Raw genomic sequence first — 18,868 nt, forward strand, 5'->3', positions numbered from 1 at the left:
CGACAGATGTCGAAGGCGGATCCCCGCCGACGGGTGATCGGTGACAGGCTGAGAGAAGGTTCGGGACGGGAGCGACGGATGACGGGGCAACGGCGTCGGATCGGGATTCTGCTGTTCGACGGGGTGAAGGCGCTCGATTTCGTCGGCCCGGCCGAGGTGTTCTCCGAGACGAACCTGACGACGGATGCCTACGAGCTCCGGTTCTACTCACCCACGGGCGCCGACGTCACGGCGTTCATGGGTCTGCGGATCGGCGTCGACGGCGCCGCCTCCGAGAGCGGGCCGCTCGACACGGCGATCATCCCGGGGAGCGAGCGGGCACCGGCGGTCTTCGACGACGCCGATCTGCAGAGGGCGATCACCGACCTGGCGCGTCAGGCCCGGAGGATCGCGTCGATCTGCAGCGGCGCGTTCGGCCTCGCCGCGACGGGACTCCTCGACGGTCACCCCGCGACGACGCACTGGAAGTTCGCCGACGCGCTGGCCAGCCGCTATCCCCGGGTCGCGGTCGATTCCGAGCGCATCTTCACGAAGCAGGGTGACATCTACACCTCGGCGGGGGTCGCGGCGGGTATCGACCTCGCCCTGTCCCTCGTCGAAGACGATCACGGCGCCGAGGTCGCGCGCAGCGTGGCGCAGCACCTCCTCGTCTACATGCGCCGCTCGGGCGGGCAGTCGCAGTTCTCGGCCGCGCTGAAGATGCCGGTCCCGCGCACGAGCATCGCCCGCGCGGTAGCCGAGTACGTCTCCGACGATCCGACCCGCGCGACGAGCGTCACCGAGCTCGCCGCGCACGTGAACGTCAGCCCGCGACACCTCACCCGCGTCATCCGCGACGAACTCGGCGTCACCCCGGCCGCCTACATCGCGTCGCTGCGGCTGGAGCTCGCGGTCAACCTGCTCGAGTCGGGTGCCTCGATCGCGCAGTCGGCCTCCGCGTCCGGCTTCGGCTCGCCCGCGGCCCTCCGCCGCGCGTTCCTCGCGCGCTACCGCGTGACGCCGTCGGGGTATCAGCAGCGGTTCCGCTCGACGGTCGCGCCGCCCGCGGGCGAGCTGTCGGCCTAGAGCGAGGCCGACTGTCGCACGGGCGAGAGCGCCACGGACGCGTGGGCGAGAGCACCGCTTTCAAACGAGCCTGAGTGGTGCTGTCGCGCGGGCCCGCGCGGTGCTGAGCGGAGGATCGGGGGCGAGCGGAGGACCTTTCGCGCCGCTGGGCCCTCCCTCCGTCCCTGGCCCTCCGCTCGTCACGCCGTCCGCCCGTCACGCCCCGGCCCCCCGAACGCCCCGACCCTCCGCCCGTCACGCCCGGCCGTACGCCCGCCGCACGAGGTCGCGAAGCGCCTCGACCCCGGGGGTGTTCGGTTCGGCGAAGAACTGGGTCATCGTGCAGCCACGGGATGCCGGGATCGCCAACGTCTCGCTGCGCAGGCCCACCCACCCGTGGGACTCGATGTACACCAGCGGCCACGCGCTCGTGTGCGGCCGCACCTCGCATCGCTGCCACAGCTCAACGAAGCGCGGGTCGGTCGCGCTGAGCGTGTCGACGATGTGGCGCAACCGGGGGCTGCGCGGATCGGCGTGGTACCGCAGCGACGCGACGAGGTTGCTCGCGGTGCGCCGCCAGTGCGACTCCGAGTGCGGGTCGGGATAGTGCTCGAACACCGACATCACGAGGTTGAGTCCCGGTCGCAGACCCCCGGGCGCGAGCAACCGGCCCGCTTCGTTGACCCCGATCACGTCGAGGGTGCCGTTCGACAGGTACGCCGGCGTCTCGGGGTGCAGGTCGAGCAGCGCGCGGATGCCCGCGGGGACCTCGTCGCTGACGGTCGGCGCCTCGTGCCCCGCCGACAGATTGGCGACGCGGTGCAGGTGCTCGTCGCCGTACACGTCGAGAAGGAGCGCGCGGCTGAGAGCGCTGAGCACCTCCGCCGAGGGGCGGTGCCCCCGACCCTGCTCGATGCGCAGGTAGTAGTCGGCGCTGATCCCGGCGAGCTCGGCCACCTCGGTGCGACGCAGGCCCCGGACGCGGCGGCGCGACGAGTCCGACAGCCCGACCTGCGCGGGCGTGAGCGACTCGCGTCGGTCGCGCAGGAACTCGGCCAGCGGGCCACTCGAGGTCGTCACGCGCATCCTCCGCCGAGTAATGGAACGGTCGCTCCAATTCTCCGCGCGGCCCCGCCGGACCGTGCGACGCAAACGGACACGATTGCGCGAGAACAGGACGTGCCCGTTGAAGAGGCCGGGGGTGCAGCGGGTACCGTGGCCGCGTGGGTCGACCCCGGCGATACGACGAAGACGAGCTCCTGGATGCTGCGCAGGAGCTGTTCTGGTCGCGCGGATACGACCGCACCTCGATGGAAGACGTGGCCGTGGCATCCGGAGTCGGCACGAGCAGCCTGTACGCGGCCTACGCGAGCAAGCTCGGGCTGTTCCTCTGCGTCTTCCGCCGGTATTGCGAGGGGCGCGTGGCGTTCGTGGCCGAGGCGACCTCCGCGCCGCGCACCGATCTCGCGGTGGTGGCCGGGCAGTTCCTCCAGCGTGTCGTCGATGAGTGCGGCTCGTCCGCGGATCGACGTGGATGCCTCATGCTCAACACGATCGTCGAGCTCGGCGATCGCTTCCCCGAGGTGCTCGACATCTCCGCGGCGACGACCGCGCGGATGGAGCGAGTGCTGGCGGAGACGTTTCTGCGGACGGCGGCGGAGCAGGACCTGATCCTGGATGCCGAGGAGGCGGCCGCGCACGCCGAACGCACGGTCTTGGCATCCCAAGGTCTCATCCAGTTGAGTCGCCTTCGCGTCCCGCACGAACGCCTCGCGGCTCTCGCGGCGCATTCGGCCCGCGCCTCGGTGTGGCAGGGCGCCTGACCCGTCCGTCAATTGTCGAAGCCGGGTGTCGGCGCCCCCGAGTAGGGTCGGGGCGAGGAGGCGTCATGGCCGAGTTCAGCAGGGGTTTCGGTGCACGCCGGCGCGCGTCCGACCCGCAACTTCCCCCGGGGCAGTACCTCACGCACGACTTCCCCGTGCTGTCCGCGGGCCCGACCCCTCGCATCCGGCTCGACGACTGGCAGTTCGCGATCCGCACCGAGACGGGCGCGACGACGACGTGGACGTGGGACGAGATCCACGCGCTGCCGATCGAAGACGTGCACACCGACATCCACTGCGTGACCCGATGGTCGAAGTTCGGCACGTCCTGGCGCGGGGTCTCGGTCGACACGCTGCTGGCCGACATCGACAGCGCCGCCCCCTCGGTGATGGCGCACTCGTACGGCGGATACACGACGAACGTGCCGGTGAAAGACCTGATGGGCGGCAAGGCCTGGGTCGTCTTCGAGTTCGACGGCAAGCCGCTCACACCCGAGCACGGCGGGCCCGCGCGCCTGCTCGTGCCGCACCTCTACTTCTGGAAGAGCGCGAAGTGGGTGCGCGGCCTCGTCATGCAACCGCGCGACGATCCCGGCTTCTGGGAGCAGAACGGCTACAACATGCACGGCGATCCGTGGCGCGAAGAGCGGTACTGGTGACGGCGACGCCATGGCTGCCGGCGCACGTCGCGTCGGTCACCCGCCTCACCGCGCACGCCCGGTCGCTCGTGCTCGACGTCCCGGGCTGGACGGGGAGCCTCCCCGGGCAGCACCTCGACATCCGCCTCACCGCCGAAGACGGCTACCAAGCCGAGCGCTCGTACTCGATCGCGAGCTTCGGACCCGGAAGCAGCGTCGAGCTCGCCGTCGACGAGGTCGAGGACGGCGAGGTCTCGCCGTACCTCGTCGAAGAGGTACGTCCCGGCGACTTCCTCGAGGTGAAGGGCCCGCTCGGTCAGTACTTCGTGTGGCGCGAGAGCGACCCCTCGCCCGTGCAGCTCATCGCCGGCGGCTCGGGCATCGTCCCGCTCCTCTCGATCGCCCGGGCGCGCGCGGCCGCGGGCACCGCCCAGCCGTTCCGGTTGCTGTACTCGGTGCGTTCGGCACCGGATGCCATGTACGCCGACGAGATCGACCGGCTCGGGGCCCTCGGCATCCCGACCGAGTGGATCCACACGCGCCTCGCCCCGCCCGGATCGCCGCGGGCCGCGGGCCACGTGTCGATGGCCGAGCTCGAGCGCCTGACGATTCCGCCCGCGGAGCGACCCCTCATCTTCATCTGCGGACCGACCGCGTTCGTCGAGGCGACGGCCGACGCGGTGGTCGCCGTCGGCCATCCGCCGCTGCGCGTGCGGACGGAGCGTTTCGGCGGCGCGTGACCCTACGGGGTCACCCTCCCCACCGATCGCATTTTCGTGTACGTTATTCGCATGGGCGACCACCTCCTGCGCGGCAAGCGCGTCACCGACTCCGAGGTACAGGCCTGGGCCGACGAAGCCGAAGAGGGCTACGACCTCACCCGTCTTCCCCGGCCGTCGCGAGGCCGACCGGCGATCGGAAACGGTCCCGGCGAAGCGACCACCGTCCGCCTCGACGCTGAAACATTGACGGCGTTGATGCGACGAGCAGAAGCCGAGGGCATCACGTCGCGATCCGAAGCCATACGCGCGGCCGTGCGCGAGTGGGCTCACGTTGCCTGAGCTGCATCGCTCTGCTCGAAAGCACTATCACCGCGACCGGCTGAACGACGACGCCGTTCGGCAGGCCGCGAGCCACGTCCTCGCGCCATGGCCGCTCGACGACGAGGACGACCCCCGTCGCTGGTTGCTGATCGGCATGGAGCAGCGGGTCGGACACTCGAGCTCGTGACCCTCACCTTCGACGACGGCCACGAGATGATCATCCACGCGATGATCGCCCGACCGGAGTACCTGCGCGATCTCTGACACCCGTCACGCCCGCAACAACCCCTCCTCGCGCAGCGGCACCACCGCCGCCTCGGACGCTTCCTCCTCCCAGAGCCTCAGCAGCTTCAGGGCAAGGTGCAGGGTGGTCCGCTGCAGACCATCTGCGAGCGCGACGCGCACCGACTCGGGCAGGTGCTCCAGCCGGTAGTACAGCGTCGTGCGGTGGATGTGCAGCCGCTCGCAGGCCACGGGCACGCGCCCGGCGGCATCCAGGTACGCCTCGACGGTCTCTCGGGGCGTCGGATCGTCCAGCGCGAGGAGGTCGAAGGCGGCCGGGCACGCCTGGTGCAGCAGCGGGCGTGAGCGCGGCACGGTGTGCAGGAGCGCCCACCCGCCGAGGTCTTCGGCACGCACCGACGCGACCTGGTCGGGCAGGGTCGCGCGCAGCCGTGCGGAGGCGATCGCGCGCTCGACCGCGGCGTCGATGTCGGTCTCGACCGCGCCGCAGGTCGCCATTCCGAGACCCCGGGGCACGACCCCGTGCACGGCGGCCTCGCGGGTGACGGCATCCGTCAGGTCGTCGATGTCGCGCACGGGAGCGGCGAGGAAGACGGCGGCCCCGTCGCGGATGCCGACGAAGTGCACCGCCCCGTGGAGGGTGAGCGCGAGGTGCCGGCCGAACGCGGTGACCGCGAGCTCGCGGGCGGCGTCGAGCCGGACGACGAGCACGTCGAGGTCGTCGGCCCGACCGTCGACCCACCGCCGGGCGCGCACCTCCCCGAGGGCTTCGCGCCGCCTTCGGCGGTCGGCATCCATCAGTCCGGTGAGCACCGTGTCTCGCGACGCGGCCAGGCCCGCCCCGAGGTCGAGCAGGTACGCCGCGGCGTCGATCACCGCCCACTCGAACGGGCCAAGCTCGCTCTGCATCGCGCCGACGATGCGGAGGTACGCCGCTCCCCGGCCGAACGGGACGTCGACGCACACCGTCTCGCGGTCGACGACCGCCGGGTACGTCGTCTCGCGCAGGTGAACCCGGCGGCCGAGCATGGTCGAGAGTTGGTCCACGATCTGCGGCGGATGCATCCCGACTCCTCGCGTGCGTTCCGGTGGGGGGTCCTCACACGCTACGTCGGCGAGGCCCGCGGCAGCGTGGCCCTCTCGCACACACGGTACCGCTCCCACGACGCGAGAGAGGCGCACCCCGAATTCCCCGGAATGCGCCTCTCGTCGGCTCTTTACTGCTGGATGAACGCGAGGATGTCGGGGTTGATCACATCCGCGTGCGTGGTGAGCATGCCGTGCGGGTAGCCCTCGTAGATCTTCAGCGTCGAGTTCGCGAGCATCTCGTGCTGGCGGATGGCCGCGGCCTTGTACGGCACGACCTGATCGTCGTCGCCCTGCAGCACGAGCACCGGCACGGTGATGGCGCGGAGGTCGGCTTCCTGGTCGGTCTCGGAGAACGCCTTGATGCCCTCGTAGTGCGCGACCGCGCTGCCCGTCATGCCCTGGCGCCACCAGTTGTCGATGACCGGCTGCGAGGGAGTGACGCCGTCGCGGTTGAATCCGTAGAAGGGTCCGGATGCCACGGCCTCGAAGAACTCGGCACGGTTGGCCGCGAGGGCCTCACGGAACCCGTCGAACACCGACAGCGGGGTGCCCTCGGGGTTGTCGTCGCGCTGCAGCATGAGCGGCGGCACGGCCGCGACCAGGACGGCCTTGGCGACACGGCCCTGGGGTTCGCCGTGCTTCGCGACGTAGCGGGCGACCTGGCCGCCGCCGGTGGAGTGGCCGATGTGCACGGCGTTGCGCAGGTCGAGGTGCTCGACCACGGCGCTGACGTCGCTGGCGTAGTGGTCCATGTCGTGGCCGGTGCCGATCTGCGACGAGCGGCCGTGACCGCGGCGGTCGCTCGCGATCACGCGGAAGCCCTTGCCGAGGAAGTAGAGCATCTGCGCGTCCCAGTCGTCGGACGACAGGGGCCAGCCGTGGTGGAACACGATCGGCTGCGCCTCGGGGTTCCCCCAGTCCTTGTAGTAGATCTCTGCGCCATCTTCGGTGGTCACGAATGCCATGACGTTGCCCGCTTCCTTGTCTCGACGAGTGCGCCACGAACGTGGCTCGACCACTCAACCCCGCGGCGGCCCGGCGGGCATCAGACGTTCGTCGAGAACCACGGGCGGGGTGGGGCGTGACGAGCGGAGGACGAGGGACGGGAGGAGGATCCCCTCGCCGTCCGCACCCTCCGCTCGTCCCCCGCCCTCCCCCTGGCACGCACCGGAGGCGCGACGGGCCGCGGCCTCCCGGACCAGCCCCGGGCCCGTCGACGGCACGGAGACGCGAGAGACACTGTCCGAGATCTGAGACACCTTCCCGCCCCGGTTCCCGCGGGCCGCCCGCCGGGAAGGCACGCTGGAGCCATGACCATCCCCCGCCTCATCCGTGTCGCCGACCTCTCCCCTACTCCGTGGGCGAACGGGCGCGGTCAGACGGTCGAGCTGGCGCGCCGACCCTCGACCGGACCCTTCGCGTGGCGCCTGTCTCTGGCGACGATCGACGCGGCGTCCGCGTTCTCCACCCTCCCCGGCGTCTCGCGCGCGCTGCTCACGGTCGACGGCCCGCTGTCGCTCCTCATCGACGGACGCCCGCTCGAGCTGCCGCGCCACGAAACGGTGGTCTTCTCGGGCGACGCGGCCGTGTCGGTCGCCGACCCGGGGTCCGCTCAGCGCGACCTCAACCTCATGGTGCGCGGTGCCGCGACACCCTCGCTCGACGCGGTCGCGATCGAGGGGCGCGTCACGACGCCCGCGGATGTCCTCGCGGTCGTCGCCCTCGACGGCGAGGTGACAGCGCTGGGGTCTCGACTCCTCCCCGGCGACACCGTGATCACCGAGGGAACCGAGACCGCCCTCCGGGGCCGTGGCACGGTCGCCTTCGCCGCGATCCGCTGAACCGGTCGCATCGTCGGCGGGCAGGCACCCGACGACGATCGGACGACCGACGCAGCCTCAGGACGCCGCGAATCGCGGCAGCACCTCCGCCAGGGCCGCGACGAGCCCGGGCTCCCCGAGAGAGAGCCGCAGCCCCTCCCCCTCGAAGACGCGCGTCGAGATGCCCGCGTCCGCGCACAGCGCGCCGAGCGCGGCGCTGCGCGGGCCGAGTGGCATCCAGACGAAGTTCGCATGGGTGGCGCTGGCGGGGATTCCCGCCGCGGTGAGCATGTCGAGGACGGCGGAACGCTGCGCGCGAACCCGGGCCACGATCGCTTCGCGATGCGCCTCGTCGTCGAGAGCGGCGATCGCCGCCGCGACCGAGAGCGCGCTGACGGGGAACGGGGGGAGGATCTTGCGGACGGCGGTGATCACGTCGGGATGACCGAGACCGTAGCCGACGCGGAGTCCCGCCAGGCCGTACGCCTTCGAGAACGTCCGCAGCAGCACGAGGTTCGCGTGGGCCGCGACGAGCTCCCGCGCCCGCGGACGATCGGCGCGGTCGTCGAAGTCGAGGTACGCCTCGTCGAGGACGACGAGGACCTGTCGCGGCACACGCAACAGCACCTCGGCCACCTCCTGGTGCGTCAGGCCGACCCCCGTAGGGTTGTTCGGAGAGCAGAGGATGAGTCCGGCCGTGCGCTCATCGACGGCCGAGATCATCGCCTCGACGTCGTGCCCGCCGTCCGCGCGATTGAGAACCCGCACCGGCTCGCCGCCGGCGGTGAGCACGCAGATCGGGTACGCCTCGTAGCTGCGCCACGGGATCACGACTCGGGCGCCGGGAGCGACGTGCGAGAGCAGCAGATAGTTCAGCAGCGAAAGCGAGCCGTCGGCCACCGCGATCTCGGCGGGGTCGGCGTCGAGCCGGTCCGCGAGCGCCCGGATGAGGTCGATCCCCCCGAGCACGGGGTAGCGGTTGGGCCGCTCGAGGCGGTCGAGCACGGCATCCCGTACCGCCGGGGAGAGCCCGTCGGGCGCCTCGTTCGACGAGGCGCGCAGGCGCACGGGCACGGCGCTCGCCAGGGCGGACGAGTAGACCGGCACCTCGCCGAGTTGCGGGCGGGCAGGAACGGTGCCGTCCGGAGCGGTCGACCAGCTCACCGGATGCCGCCGACCACCGTGCGTGCCGCGGCGAGCGCGCGACCGGACTGGACGAAGGCGACGGCCGCGGCGATCTCGGGCGCGAGGTAGCGGTCGGTGCCCGGACCCGCGACCTCTTCCCGCAGCGCGGTGATCACCGCCGCGCCGACCGGTCCGGGCGCGGAGTCGCGGATGTCGATCGCGCGCGCCGCGGTCAAGATCTCGACGGCGACGACGCGCTGCGCCCCGTCGACGGCCCGGCGGAGCTTGCGCGCCGCGGCCCATCCCATCGAGACGTGGTCTTCCTGCATCGCCGACGTGGGGATCGAGTCGACGGATGCCGGCACGGCCAGGCGCTTGAGCTCGGAGACGATGCCGGCCTGGGTGTATTGCGCGATCATGTGCCCCGAGTCGACACCGGGATCGTCGGCCAGGAAGGGCGGAAGGCCGTGACTGCGGGCGGGATCGAGCATGCGGTCGGTCCGCCGTTCCGAGATGGAGGCCAGGTCGGCGACCGCGATCGCGAGGAAGTCGAGCACGTAGCCGACCGGGGCGCCGTGGAAGTTGCCGTTGGACTCGACGCGCCCGTCGAGGGTGACGACGGGGTTGTCGACCGCGCTCGCGAGCTCGCGTCCCGCGACGAGCTCGGCGTGGGCCACCGTGTCGCGGACGGCACCGTGGACCTGCGGCGCGCACCGCAGCGAGTAGGCGTCCTGCACCCGGGTGAAGGCCGTGGGCGCGGTGCGGTCCGCGATGATGTCGCTTCCCGCCAGCACGGCGCGGATCACCGCGGCGCTGTCGGCCTGTCCGGGGTGCGGGCGCAGTGCCTGGAGATCGGCCGCGAACACCGCGTCGGTGCCGCTGAGGGCCTCGACGCTGAGCGCCGCCGCGATGTCGGCGGTCGGAAGGAGCTCCCGCAGATCGTGGATCGCCATCACGAGCATGCCCAGCATGCCGTCGGTGCCGTTGATGAGCGCGAGCCCCTCCTTCTCGCGGAGCGCCACGGGCGTGAGACCGGCGGCCGCGAGCGCGTCACCCGCGGGGTGGACGACCCCCTCAGCGTCGCGCACGTGCCCCTCGCCCATGACCGCGAGGGCGCAGTGCGCGAGCGGGGCGAGGTCGCCCGAGCAGCCGAGGCTGCCGTACTCGCCGACGAGGGGGGTCAGATCGGCGTTGAGCAGGCTCGCGTACGCGTGCGCGACCTCCGCGCGGACGCCGGTGCGCCCGGTCGCCAGGGTCGACAGACGCAGGAGCATGAGCGCGCGCACGACCTCGCGTTCGACCTCGGCGCCACTGGAGGCGGCGTGACTGCGCACGAGCGATGCCTGGAGCTGCGCCCGGAGGGCCCCGGGAATCGACTTCGAGGCCAGGGCGCCGAAGCCCGTGGACACCCCGTAGTGGGGCCGGGTGTCCTCGGCGAGCGCGTCGATGATCGCACGCGACGCTTCCATGGCCGTCACGGCGTCGTCGGAGAGCGCGACCGGAGCGCCGTGCCGGGCGACGGCGACGACCTCGTCCGGAGAGAGTGCGTCGACCCCGACGGTGACGATTCCTGTGCGCATGCGGGTTGCCTTTCTGTCGCTGGGACGAGCCATTCTCCGCGGGGGAGCGGGCCGGTTCCCATCGTGCGGCCGAGGCCCGACGGCATCCGACGATCCGTCCCGCCTTGTGTCTGACCCGTCAGATCGGAGCCGCCCGTCCCGCATTTCAGACACCTGATCACGACCGGATGCCGGAAAACCGGGGAAGGGGGTCTTTCATGGAGGCATGTCCCGCACGATCCAGGCCCTTCGGCTGCACCGCGACCTCGTCGCGGACGTGGCAGCCGTCGCCGCGCCCGCGCTCGGCGAGGGCGACGTGCGCGTGCGCACCGGCGCCGCGGGCATCTGCGGCTCCGACGTGCACGCCGCGCAGACCGGCGCATGGATCGAGTACTGGCCCGCGACCACCGGGCACGAGGTCGCGGGCGTCGTGGTCGAGAGCCGCGCGGTCGCGGTGCCGGTCGGGACGCGCGTCGTCGTCGACTCGCGCCTCCCGTGCCGCGCGTGCGCGGACTGCGCCGTCTCGCCGCGCCTGTGCCCCGACCTCACGTGGCTCGGGGAGTCGCGCCCCGGCGGTTTCGCCGAAGAGCTCGCGGTACCCGCGGCGCAGACGCACCCGATCCTCGACGACGCGCTGCCGCTCGACGTCGCCGTGCTCGCGGAGCCGCTCGCCGTCGTCGTCACCGCCCTGCGCGGCATCCCCGACGGCACGCGCACGGTGCTCATCCAGGGGTACGGACCCATCGGCGCGCTCGCCCACCTCGTCCTCCGTGGACGCGGGATCGAGGTCTCGGTCGTCGAGACCGACCCCGGTCGTCAGGCGCAGGCGGTCGCCCGCGGCGCCGTTCCCGCCGGAGGGCGGGTGGATGCCGTCCTCGACGCCGCGGGGTACCCGGGGTCGGTACGGGCGGCGTTCGAGGCCGTCCGCCGCGGTGGCACCGTCGTGGTCGTCGCGATCGGCGATCACCCCCTCGACATCTCCGCACAGGCCCTCGTCGAGAAGGGCGTGAGCATCGTCACCTCCGTCGGCTTCGACGACGACGGCATCCCCTCCGCCCTCCGGCTCCTGGCCGAGGCCCCGGGCGCCTTCGCCGACATCGTGAGCGACCGCATCCGTCTCGATCAGCTTCCCGCCCAGCTCGTCGCCCCGGCGCGGACGCTCGGAAAGGTCGTGGTGAGCTTCCCATGAGCCGCAGATACCTCGTCACCGGCGGGACGAGCGGGATCGGCGCCGCCGTCGCCCGCCACCTCACCGCCCAGGGCCACCGCGTCCTGATCACGGGCACGTCGCGCACCACGGTGGATGCCGCTCTCGCGGAGGGCGTCGCCGCGCAGGGCGCGGTCGCGGACGTGACGGATGCCGCCGCCGTCGAGGCCGCGTTCGCCCGGGCCGTCAGCGCCCTCGGGGGACTCGACGGCGTCTTCGCCAACGCCGGCATCGACGGCGAGGGCAAGCCCGCCGAGGAGCTCGACGCGAACGTGTTCCGACGGGTGCTCGAGGTCAACACGGTCGGCGTCCTCCTCGTCGCGCAGGCCGCGCATCGCCACCTCGCTCGCCCGGGGACGCTCGTCGTCAACGCCTCGGTCAACGCGCTCCGGCCCGAAGCGCATTTCGCCGACTACAACGCCAGCAAGGCGGCGACCCTGGCTCTCGCCAAGACCCTGGCCCTGGAGTGGAGCGCGGAGCGGCTGTCGGTGACCTCGGTCTGCCCCGGCTACTTCCCCTCGAGGATGACCGCCGACTGGCTCACCGACCCCGAGGTCTCGAGCCAGCTCCTCGGCCTGATCCCGGCCGGTCGCTTCGGTCGCCTCGACGAGATCGGCGCCCTCGTCGAGTTCCTGCTCGGCCCCCACGCCCCCTTCCTCACCGGCGCCGCCATCACCATCGATGGCGGACGGAACATCTGACACCCGAGAGAAAGAGCACTCCATGACGACTCCGTCCATCCGCGAACGCGGACGTTGGGCCGACATGTCGGTCGCCGAGCGCGCCGATCTGACCACGCGCGGCATCGGTCGCGTGTTCGACCCCGAACTGCGCGCTTCGGTGCTCGAGATCCTCGAGGACGTCCGCGACCACGGCGACGCCGGTCTCCTCCGGGCGCTGTCCAGGTTCGACAAGGTGGAGGTGGATGCCGCCGGCATCCGCGTGTCGCGGGAGGAGTTCGACGCGGCGCGGGGCGAGATCGATCCCGAGATGCTCACGGCGATCCGCGAGTCCATCGCCGCGGTGCGCCGGTACAACGAGCGGCTGATCGCGGAGGACGCGGACTGGAGCTTCGAGACGGTTCCCGGCGTCGTCGTCGGCGAGCGCACCAGCCCGATCGAGAGCGTCGGGCTGTTCGTCCCGGCCGGCAAGGGCTCGTTCCCCTCGGTGCTGGTCCAGCTGGGCACCCCCGCGGTCGTGGCGGGCGTCCCGCACATCGCGGTCGTGACCCCGCCCGTCCCCGGCTCCGGCGGCAGAGTCGACCCGGCGATCCTCGTCGTCGCGGACGAGCTCGGCATCACCGACGTCTTCCGCGTCAACGGCCCGGCCGGCATCGGCGCCCTCGCTTTCGGGACCGAGACCGTGCCCGCCGTCCGCAAGGTCGTCGGACCGGGCAGCCCCCCGGTCGCGGTCGCGCAGATCGAGGTCCAGCGATTCGGTGTCGTGAGCAACATGCTGCTCGGCCCGAGCGAGAGCCTCATCCTCGCCGACGACTCCGCCGACCCGCGCCTCCTCGCCGCCGACCTGCTCAACGAGGCCGAGCACGGCCCCGACTCCTCGAGCGTGCTCGTGACCACCTCGGCGGAGCTCCTCGCCGCGGTGCAGATCGAACTCGCCGAGCAGCTGGCTCAGCTGCCCGCGCCCCGCGACGAGTACGCCCGCCTCGCTCTGCACAACGGCGGGGCCGTGCTCGTCGACTCGATCGAGGAGGGAGCCGCGGTCGCCAACGCCTACGCACCTGAACACATGCAGCTCGTCGCGCGCGATGAGGAGGACGTGCTCGATCTCATCGTCGACGCGGCGGAGATCCTCGTCGGTCAGTACACGACGGTGTCGATGGCGAACTTCGCCCTCGGGTGCCCCGCCGCCCTGCCGACGAGCGGGTACGGGAAGGTGTCGAGCGGCATCACGGCCCACACGTTCCGCAAGAAGCGCGCCGTCGCCCGCTCGACGCCGGAGGGTCTGCGCGCCCTGGCCCCGACGGTCCTCGCGTACACCGCTCACGAGGGGTTCCCGGCGCACGGCAACTCCGTCGCGATCCGGCTCTGATCCGTGAAGCTCAGCGAGGCCCTCGACTTCGTCGGACTCACCCGGGGTCGGCCGGCGGGGAAGTTCGCCCACCTGTACACGGTCGACGACGTCCACCGCGCCGCACGTCGGGCCCTCCCCCGAGGCATTTCCGACTACGTCGACGGCGGGGCCGACGGCGAGGTGTCGATCGCCGCGAACGAGCAGGCCTTCGACGCCTTCCGCTGGCATCCGGATTCCCTGGTCCCCGCCGACGCGATCGACACGGCCACGACGATCGCGGGCGAGCGCTGGGCCCTTCCCGTCGGGCTCGCGCCCACGGGGTACACGCGCATGATCCACCCCGCGGGCGAGATCGCTGTCGCCGAGGCCGCGGCCGACGCGAGCGCGCCGTACGTGCTCTCGACCGTGGCCACCACCACAATCGAGGACGTGACCGCGGCCACGCGCGCACCCTGGTCGCAGCTGTACGCCATGCGGGAGCGCGAGGTGACCGACGACCTCATCCGGCGCGCCGCAGCGGTCGGCTCCCCCGTGCTCGAGCTCGCCGTCGACACGGCGGTCGCGGGCAACCGGGTGCGCGACCGTCGCAACGGCCTCGTCATCCCGCCGCGCATGACGCCGTCGACCATCCTCGGCATCGCGGTCAAGCCGCGGTACTGGATGGGCATGCTCACGAACGACTCGATCGACTTCGCCCAGGTCAAGGCGAGCGACGTGGGCGGTCGGCTCCCCGGGGGCTCGATCTCGGACATCACCGCCGGGTTCGACTCAGCGCTCGACTGGGACGAGATCGCCCGCATCCGCGACCTCTGGCCCCGCACCTTCCTGCTGAAAGGGCCGATCAGTCCGCGCGATGCCGAGCGCGCCCGCGACCTGGGGATCGACGGTGTGCACCTGTCGAACCACGGGGGAAGGCAGCTCGACCGCGCGGTCGCCCCGATCGACCTCGTCGCGCCGGTGCGTCAGGCCATGGGTGCCGACGCTCTCGTCGTGGTGGACTCGGGCGTCCGCAGCGGCGGTGACGTCGCGATCGCGATCGCCCTCGGGGCGGATGCCGCCTTCCTCGGCCGTCCATATCTCTGGGGCCTCGCCGCGGGAGGGCGCGAGGGCGTGGCCCGCGTGCTCGAGATCGTGCGCGGAGAGCTCGCCCGGACGATGGCGCTCGTCGGCGCTCCCTCGGTGGCGACTCTGCGTGAGCGCGGACCCCGTCTTCTCGCGCAGCCCCGTACGCTGGGCGGTGCCTGAGCAGCACGGGGCACAAGAGATCCAGGATGCCGAGATGACCGCCGATCCCGCCGATGACGTCGCCGCCACCATCGCCGCGCCTCCGGAGCGCCCGGTCGGCCCTCGTATGCCCGCCCTCCGCCATGGCGTGGCCGTGCTCCGCTTCCTCGCGAGCAAGCCCGGACCCGTCGGCGCCGTGGCGATCGCGCGGAGCCTGGATCTTCCGCGCAGCTCGACCTACCAGATCCTCCAGGTGCTGGTCGACGAGGGACTCGTCGTGCACATCCCCGACGCGCAGGGATACACCCTCGCGGTCGGGGTGTTCGAGCTCGGGTCGGCGTATCTCCGGCACCAGCCGCTCGAACTCCTCGCGCGCCCACTGTTGAACCGGCTCATGCTCGCGCTGGGGCTCACCGCGCACGTCGGCATCCTGTACGGGCACGAGACGCTCTACCTGCTGAAGGAGCAGCCGCCCCGCGCGACCTCGCTCGTCACCGACGTGGGCGTGCGTCTTCCCGCGCATCTGACCGCCACGGGCCGCGCCATGCTGGCGATGCTGCCGGCGAGCCAGATCATGGCCATCTACGCCGCGCGGGGTGCCTTCGTGCAGCGCACCGAGCGCGGACCGCGGAGCCTGCGCGAACTGCGCTCTCTGCTCGCCGCCGATCGGCAGCGCGGGTGGAGCCTCGAAGACGGGCACACGACCGACGGGGTGACGTGCATCGCCGCCGCCGCGGTCGACCACAACGGCCACCCGGTCGCGAGCTTCTCGGTGTCGTTCGCCAGCGATCAGCTCGCGGACGTCGAGGCGCACGAGAGGGTGGGCATCGCGGTCCGCGAGGCGGCCGCCCAGCTGACGCGTCGCCTGCACGGCGATCCCGCGGCCCTCGTTCCCCGCCGCGTCGGCGGCTGACCCCGGCCGGGCACGCGCGCGGGCCCCGCACCCGGGGCCGGGCGCGCGGGCGGCACGCGCGGGCCCCGGGCCGGACACGCGGGCGGCACCCGCACGGGGGCCGCCCGCCGCGTCCGCCCCCGGCTACTCCGGGGACACCGCCGCGAAGAACTCCGTGAACACGTCGTCTCCCGCGACCGGCTCCGCGCCCGCAGCGACGGCGATGCTCCAGCCGATCGCCGCGCTGACGGGCGTGTGTCCGGTCGGGCCGCCGGCGCGCAGCTCGTGCACGAGCGTGGGGCAGCACATCAGCGCGAGCCGGACCAGCCGTCGCCAGTCGGCGGGCAGCCATCCCCGCTCGTGCAGGTCGGCGAGCAGCGGGCGCCAGATCAGTTCGACCTTGGTGTCGAGGAATGCTCCGCGCAGCGCGCCGAGGTCATGGTCGTGGTCGACGACGAGACGGCCGTCGGCGTACGACACGGAGGCCGAGTAGCGCTCGGTCGCGATCGCCGGCTCATAGAGCCAGAAGGGATGCGCGAAGACGTTGTGGAAGGTCGTCTTCACCTCGGCGAGCAGCGCGGGAACGTGACGCCCCGCGAAAGCGGGGTCGAACTGGGTGAGCAGGGCACGGCCGTCGTCGGCCCGCTCGAACCACACGTTGGCGTTGTGCGCGTCGCCGTGCGCGATCACGGCCGCGGGTCCGTACCGCTCGGGGACGAGTGCGACAAGGGCTTCGTCGAACAGCTCACCGACGGTGCGGTCGTACTCGACGCCGTTGACGACCCACCGCGCGGCGAAGAACTCCGCATCGTCCAGGACCACCGTGCGCGCGCCGCCCAGGCGGTGCTCCTTCCCGCGGTAGAACCGCGAGACGCGTCCCGCGACAGCGGTCCCGGCCGGATCGTCCGCGGGGTCGAACAGCCGGTCGCGGAACAGACGGTTCACCGGCTCCGCGGCGAGCTCGGCCGTCGTCGCGGCGTGCAGCGTCTCGCGCATCCGGGCCAACGAGACGGCATCCAGGTCGCGTTGGGCCTGCACGGCCTCACGTACCTCCGGGGTGTCGGCGGCGGCGCCGTCGACCTCGAGTCCGCGACACAGGTCGGAGAAGCGGGGGTCTCGGCGCAGCCGGTACAGCAGGATCTGACGCCCCGGCTCACCGTTCGCCAGCGCCGGCACGTCGACCGGGTACCCCGCCGCCTGCAGCAGCTCGGCGTTGTAGTACTCCTGGATCGTGTCGTCCTCGCCCTCCTCGGCGTGGAACTTGAAGAAGAACCGCTCGCCGTCGAGGTCGACGGTGCCGTTGAGGGAGTTCAGGCTGTACACGTCCCGGTTGATGGCGACCCCGGCGACCTCGCGGTCGGAGATGTCGCGGATCAGTTCGGTGAGACTGCGCGTCGCCGCCGGCTCGTCGCCCGACAGGTACTGATCGCGCGCGAGGCGCGCGAGGGGCGGGGCGCTCACGCGACCTTCTCGTGGACGAGCTCGAGGATCTCGGCGAACATCTCGCGGAACTCCGGTGTCGTCGTCATCTCGGCGGCGCGCGGTCGAGGCAGCGGCACGCGCAGATCGGCCCGCACGCGCCCAGGTCGCGGGGTCATCACGATGACGCGGTCCGAGGTGTAGATCGCTTCCTCGATGTCGTGCGTGATCATCAGGACGGTGAGCTTGTGCTGCTCCCAGATGCGGGTGAGCAGCGACTGCATGTCGCGACGGGTGAGGGCGTCCAGCGCGCCGAAGGGCTCGTCCATCAGCAGGATCCGCGGACGGTAGCTGAGCGAGCGGGCGATCGCGACGCGCTGCTGCATTCCGCCGGAGAGCTGAGCGGGGAAGTGGTCCTCGAACCCCGTCAGCCCCACGAGGGCGAGCTGCTCGCGCGCGTAGGCGGCGCGGTCCTTCTTCGACATGCGCTCGTTCTCGAGAGCGAACTCGACGTTGCCCTGCGCGGTGAGCCAGGGGAAGAGCGTGAAGCCCTGGAACACGACCCCGCGGTCGCGTCCGGGACCGTCGATCTCGGCGCCGTCGACGCTCACGTCGCCGGTGGTCGCCTCGGTGAGCCCCGCGATGATGCTGAGCAGGGTCGACTTCCCGCACCCCGAGGCCCCGACGACTGAGACAAACTCGTTCTCGGCGAGGGCGAGATCGATGGGTCCGAGCGCCTCGACGGAGCCGAAGCTCTTGGTGAGGGCGTCGACGTGGACGAGACCGCTCATCGGCGAATCCTTTCGTAGCGGAACAGCGCACGCCCGATGAGGCGCATGAGCACGTCGGTGACGAGGCCCAGGATGCCGAGGACGATGAGGTACGCGAAGATCAGGTCGGTCTGCAGGAAGCGCTGCGCCAGCACGATGCGGTACCCGAGACCGGTGGTGGCGGCGACGAGCTCGGCCAGCACGATCCAGGTCCAGGCCCAGCCCAGGGTGATGCGCAGGGCGTCCCAGATTCGCGGGGCCGACGCGCGGAGCACGATCCGCGCGAGGATGCGCCCGTTCGACAGCCCGAGGGTCTCGCCGACGTCGATGAACGAACGCGGCACGGATCGCACCGCGTCGGCGACCATGAGCACCTGCTGGAAGAACGTGCCGAGGAAGATGATGAGCCACTTCTGCTCCTCACCGACGCCGATCCAGAGGATCGTCAGCGGCACGAAGGCGACGACGGGCATGTAGCGGATGAAGTCGACGAGCGGCTGCACTGCCGCCTCGACCCGCGCGCTGATGCCGACGACGGCACCGATGGGGACCGCCAGCACGGTCGCGAGCAGGAATCCGACGAGGATGCGGTACGTCGAGGCGCCGAGATCGGCGAGGAGCTGGCCGTTGGCGATCTGCTCGCCCAGCGTGACGGCGACCTCGAGGGGAGAGGGGAGGAACCGGGGGTTGGCGACGCCGGCCGCGCTCACGAGAGCCCAGAGAACGAGCAGCACGACGAACGAGACGACCGCGGTCGTGACGTAGCGCCGGCGGGTCATGGTCTGGCCGATGCGATAGCGGCGGCGACGCGGGCGGCGCGTCGTCGCCGGGGTCGTGGCCGACGTGGTCGCGTCGGCGCGGGTGGAGGGGAGGGTCATGAGTACCTTCTCTCGCGGGTGCGCCGGCCCCGCCCGGAGGCGGAGCCGGCGAACCGCGTCGGT

General features: G+C 72.0%; 20 protein-coding genes. 12 read left to right on the forward strand and 8 right to left on the reverse strand.

Translation table 11 applies throughout. From position 1 onward, the window contains the following. Positions 1–78: 78 nt before the first annotated feature. Entirely contained in the window at positions 79–1,065 is a 987-nt protein-coding gene (locus tag ACMW4R_RS02695) for a GlxA family transcriptional regulator (protein WP_058598207.1), read from the forward strand. A 234-nt stretch (positions 1,066–1,299) separates the two neighbouring features. Here the strand turns inward: ACMW4R_RS02695 and ACMW4R_RS02700 are convergent, their stop codons facing one another. Beyond that, complete coding sequence (locus ACMW4R_RS02700; RefSeq protein WP_418299069.1) at positions 1,300–2,130, reverse strand: helix-turn-helix transcriptional regulator; 831 nt, start codon at positions 2,128–2,130, stop codon at positions 1,300–1,302. A gap of 137 nt (positions 2,131–2,267) precedes the next feature. On the opposite strand from ACMW4R_RS02700, the gene ACMW4R_RS02705 reads away from it, so the two are divergent. From ACMW4R_RS02705 to ACMW4R_RS02725, 5 genes are all read left to right on the forward strand, one after another. Further along, positions 2,268–2,867, forward strand: a complete 600-nt coding sequence (locus ACMW4R_RS02705; protein ID WP_081318556.1) for a TetR/AcrR family transcriptional regulator — start codon at positions 2,268–2,270, stop codon at positions 2,865–2,867. Positions 2,868–2,932: 65 nt separating this feature from the next. Beyond that, positions 2,933–3,526 (forward strand): molybdopterin-dependent oxidoreductase, encoded by a 594-nt coding sequence (locus ACMW4R_RS02710; protein ID WP_418299070.1) that lies wholly within the window; start codon positions 2,933–2,935, stop codon positions 3,524–3,526. Beyond that, positions 3,523–4,245: an FAD-binding oxidoreductase gene (locus tag ACMW4R_RS02715; RefSeq protein ID WP_418299071.1), complete on the forward strand. Its 723-nt coding sequence runs from the start codon at positions 3,523–3,525 to the stop codon at positions 4,243–4,245. Before ACMW4R_RS02710 ends, ACMW4R_RS02715 begins: the two co-directional genes overlap by 4 nt. 51 nt (positions 4,246–4,296) lie before the next feature. After that, positions 4,297–4,566, forward strand: coding sequence for a ribbon-helix-helix domain-containing protein (locus ACMW4R_RS02720; RefSeq protein ID WP_058596578.1), 270 nt, complete (start codon positions 4,297–4,299; stop codon positions 4,564–4,566). A gap of 87 nt (positions 4,567–4,653) precedes the next feature. Beyond that, on the forward strand, positions 4,654–4,812 hold the full coding sequence (locus tag ACMW4R_RS02725) for a hypothetical protein (protein WP_241492221.1): 159 nt from the start codon (positions 4,654–4,656) through the stop codon (positions 4,810–4,812). Between the two features lie 6 nt (positions 4,813–4,818). Here ACMW4R_RS02725 and ACMW4R_RS02730 read toward each other — a convergent pair whose 3' ends face one another. Then, positions 4,819–5,856, reverse strand: coding sequence for a helix-turn-helix domain-containing protein (locus ACMW4R_RS02730; RefSeq protein WP_418299072.1), 1,038 nt, complete (start codon positions 5,854–5,856; stop codon positions 4,819–4,821). Between the two features lie 152 nt (positions 5,857–6,008). Next, a complete protein-coding gene (locus ACMW4R_RS02735) occupies positions 6,009–6,845 on the reverse strand; it encodes an alpha/beta fold hydrolase (RefSeq protein ID WP_058596576.1) in 837 nt (278 codons plus the stop codon). Between the two features lie 345 nt (positions 6,846–7,190). On the opposite strand from ACMW4R_RS02735, the gene ACMW4R_RS02740 reads away from it, so the two are divergent. Then, positions 7,191–7,721, forward strand: coding sequence for a HutD family protein (locus ACMW4R_RS02740; protein WP_058614087.1), 531 nt, complete (start codon positions 7,191–7,193; stop codon positions 7,719–7,721). A 57-nt stretch (positions 7,722–7,778) separates the two neighbouring features. On the opposite strand, the gene ACMW4R_RS02745 is transcribed toward ACMW4R_RS02740, so the two are convergent. After that, on the reverse strand, positions 7,779–8,864 hold the full coding sequence (locus ACMW4R_RS02745; protein ID WP_418299073.1) for an aminotransferase class I/II-fold pyridoxal phosphate-dependent enzyme: 1,086 nt from the start codon (positions 8,862–8,864) through the stop codon (positions 7,779–7,781). Further along, the gene (gene hutH, locus ACMW4R_RS02750; RefSeq protein ID WP_418299074.1) at positions 8,861–10,405 is read right to left on the reverse strand and encodes a histidine ammonia-lyase; all 1,545 of its coding nucleotides are present in this window, start codon (positions 10,403–10,405) and stop codon (positions 8,861–8,863) included. The genes ACMW4R_RS02745 and hutH overlap by 4 nt, the downstream gene beginning before the upstream one ends. A 205-nt stretch (positions 10,406–10,610) precedes the next feature. Between hutH and ACMW4R_RS02755 the strand changes: the two genes are divergently transcribed. From ACMW4R_RS02755 to ACMW4R_RS02775, 5 genes are read left to right on the forward strand one after another with little or no spacing between them, the layout of a single operon-like run. After that, the gene (locus tag ACMW4R_RS02755; protein ID WP_418299075.1) at positions 10,611–11,573 is read left to right on the forward strand and encodes a zinc-dependent alcohol dehydrogenase; all 963 of its coding nucleotides are present in this window, start codon (positions 10,611–10,613) and stop codon (positions 11,571–11,573) included. Next, positions 11,570–12,292, forward strand: coding sequence for an SDR family NAD(P)-dependent oxidoreductase (locus ACMW4R_RS02760; RefSeq protein ID WP_418299076.1), 723 nt, complete (start codon positions 11,570–11,572; stop codon positions 12,290–12,292). The genes ACMW4R_RS02755 and ACMW4R_RS02760 overlap by 4 nt, the downstream gene beginning before the upstream one ends. A 22-nt stretch (positions 12,293–12,314) precedes the next feature. Then, a complete protein-coding gene (gene hisD / locus ACMW4R_RS02765) occupies positions 12,315–13,640 on the forward strand; it encodes a histidinol dehydrogenase (protein WP_058614082.1) in 1,326 nt (441 codons plus the stop codon). Between the two features lie 3 nt (positions 13,641–13,643). Beyond that, on the forward strand, positions 13,644–14,867 hold the full coding sequence (locus ACMW4R_RS02770; RefSeq protein WP_058629893.1) for an alpha-hydroxy acid oxidase: 1,224 nt from the start codon (positions 13,644–13,646) through the stop codon (positions 14,865–14,867). After that, a complete protein-coding gene (locus tag ACMW4R_RS02775; protein WP_241493705.1) occupies positions 14,860–15,759 on the forward strand; it encodes an IclR family transcriptional regulator in 900 nt (299 codons plus the stop codon). The genes ACMW4R_RS02770 and ACMW4R_RS02775 overlap by 8 nt, the downstream gene beginning before the upstream one ends. 123 nt (positions 15,760–15,882) lie before the next feature. Here ACMW4R_RS02775 and ACMW4R_RS02780 read toward each other — a convergent pair whose 3' ends face one another. Genes ACMW4R_RS02780 through ACMW4R_RS02790 form a run of 3 tightly spaced genes read right to left on the reverse strand, consistent with a single transcriptional unit; the run spans position 15,883 to position 18,805 of the window. Beyond that, positions 15,883–17,199 carry a hypothetical protein gene (locus tag ACMW4R_RS02780; protein WP_418299077.1) on the reverse strand — a complete coding sequence of 439 codons (1,317 nt, stop codon included), beginning with the start codon at positions 17,197–17,199 and terminating at the stop codon, positions 15,883–15,885. Next, positions 17,196–17,948, reverse strand: coding sequence for an ABC transporter ATP-binding protein (locus ACMW4R_RS02785; RefSeq protein WP_058612929.1), 753 nt, complete (start codon positions 17,946–17,948; stop codon positions 17,196–17,198). Before ACMW4R_RS02785 ends, ACMW4R_RS02780 begins: the two co-directional genes overlap by 4 nt. Beyond that, positions 17,945–18,805, reverse strand: a complete 861-nt coding sequence (locus tag ACMW4R_RS02790; RefSeq protein ID WP_058629895.1) for an ABC transporter permease — start codon at positions 18,803–18,805, stop codon at positions 17,945–17,947. Before ACMW4R_RS02790 ends, ACMW4R_RS02785 begins: the two co-directional genes overlap by 4 nt. Between the last annotated feature and the right edge of the window lie 63 nt (positions 18,806–18,868).

It is taken from the genome of Microbacterium sp. S1037, from assembly GCF_048381605.1.
Lineage (GTDB): Bacteria > Actinomycetota > Actinomycetes > Actinomycetales > Microbacteriaceae > Microbacterium > Microbacterium testaceum_B.

Coding starts and splice junctions, on each gene's coding strand:
- hisD (WP_058614082.1), top strand. CDS start 12,315: ATGACGACTCCGTCCATCCGCGAACGCGGACGTTGGGCCGACATGTCG.
- ACMW4R_RS02785 (WP_058612929.1), bottom strand. CDS start 17,948: ATGAGCGGTCTCGTCCACGTCGACGCCCTCACCAAGAGCTTCGGCTCC.
- ACMW4R_RS02695 (WP_058598207.1), top strand. CDS start 79: ATGACGGGGCAACGGCGTCGGATCGGGATTCTGCTGTTCGACGGGGTG.
- ACMW4R_RS02700 (WP_418299069.1), bottom strand. CDS start 2,130: ATGCGCGTGACGACCTCGAGTGGCCCGCTGGCCGAGTTCCTGCGCGAC.
- ACMW4R_RS02730 (WP_418299072.1), bottom strand. CDS start 5,856: ATGCATCCGCCGCAGATCGTGGACCAACTCTCGACCATGCTCGGCCGC.
- ACMW4R_RS02740 (WP_058614087.1), top strand. CDS start 7,191: ATGACCATCCCCCGCCTCATCCGTGTCGCCGACCTCTCCCCTACTCCG.
- ACMW4R_RS02720 (WP_058596578.1), top strand. CDS start 4,297: ATGGGCGACCACCTCCTGCGCGGCAAGCGCGTCACCGACTCCGAGGTA.
- ACMW4R_RS02790 (WP_058629895.1), bottom strand. CDS start 18,805: ATGACCCTCCCCTCCACCCGCGCCGACGCGACCACGTCGGCCACGACC.
- ACMW4R_RS02710 (WP_418299070.1), top strand. CDS start 2,933: ATGGCCGAGTTCAGCAGGGGTTTCGGTGCACGCCGGCGCGCGTCCGAC.
- ACMW4R_RS02725 (WP_241492221.1), top strand. CDS start 4,654: ATGGCCGCTCGACGACGAGGACGACCCCCGTCGCTGGTTGCTGATCGG.
- hutH (WP_418299074.1), bottom strand. CDS start 10,405: ATGCGCACAGGAATCGTCACCGTCGGGGTCGACGCACTCTCTCCGGAC.
- ACMW4R_RS02755 (WP_418299075.1), top strand. CDS start 10,611: ATGTCCCGCACGATCCAGGCCCTTCGGCTGCACCGCGACCTCGTCGCG.
- ACMW4R_RS02735 (WP_058596576.1), bottom strand. CDS start 6,845: ATGGCATTCGTGACCACCGAAGATGGCGCAGAGATCTACTACAAGGAC.
- ACMW4R_RS02760 (WP_418299076.1), top strand. CDS start 11,570: ATGAGCCGCAGATACCTCGTCACCGGCGGGACGAGCGGGATCGGCGCC.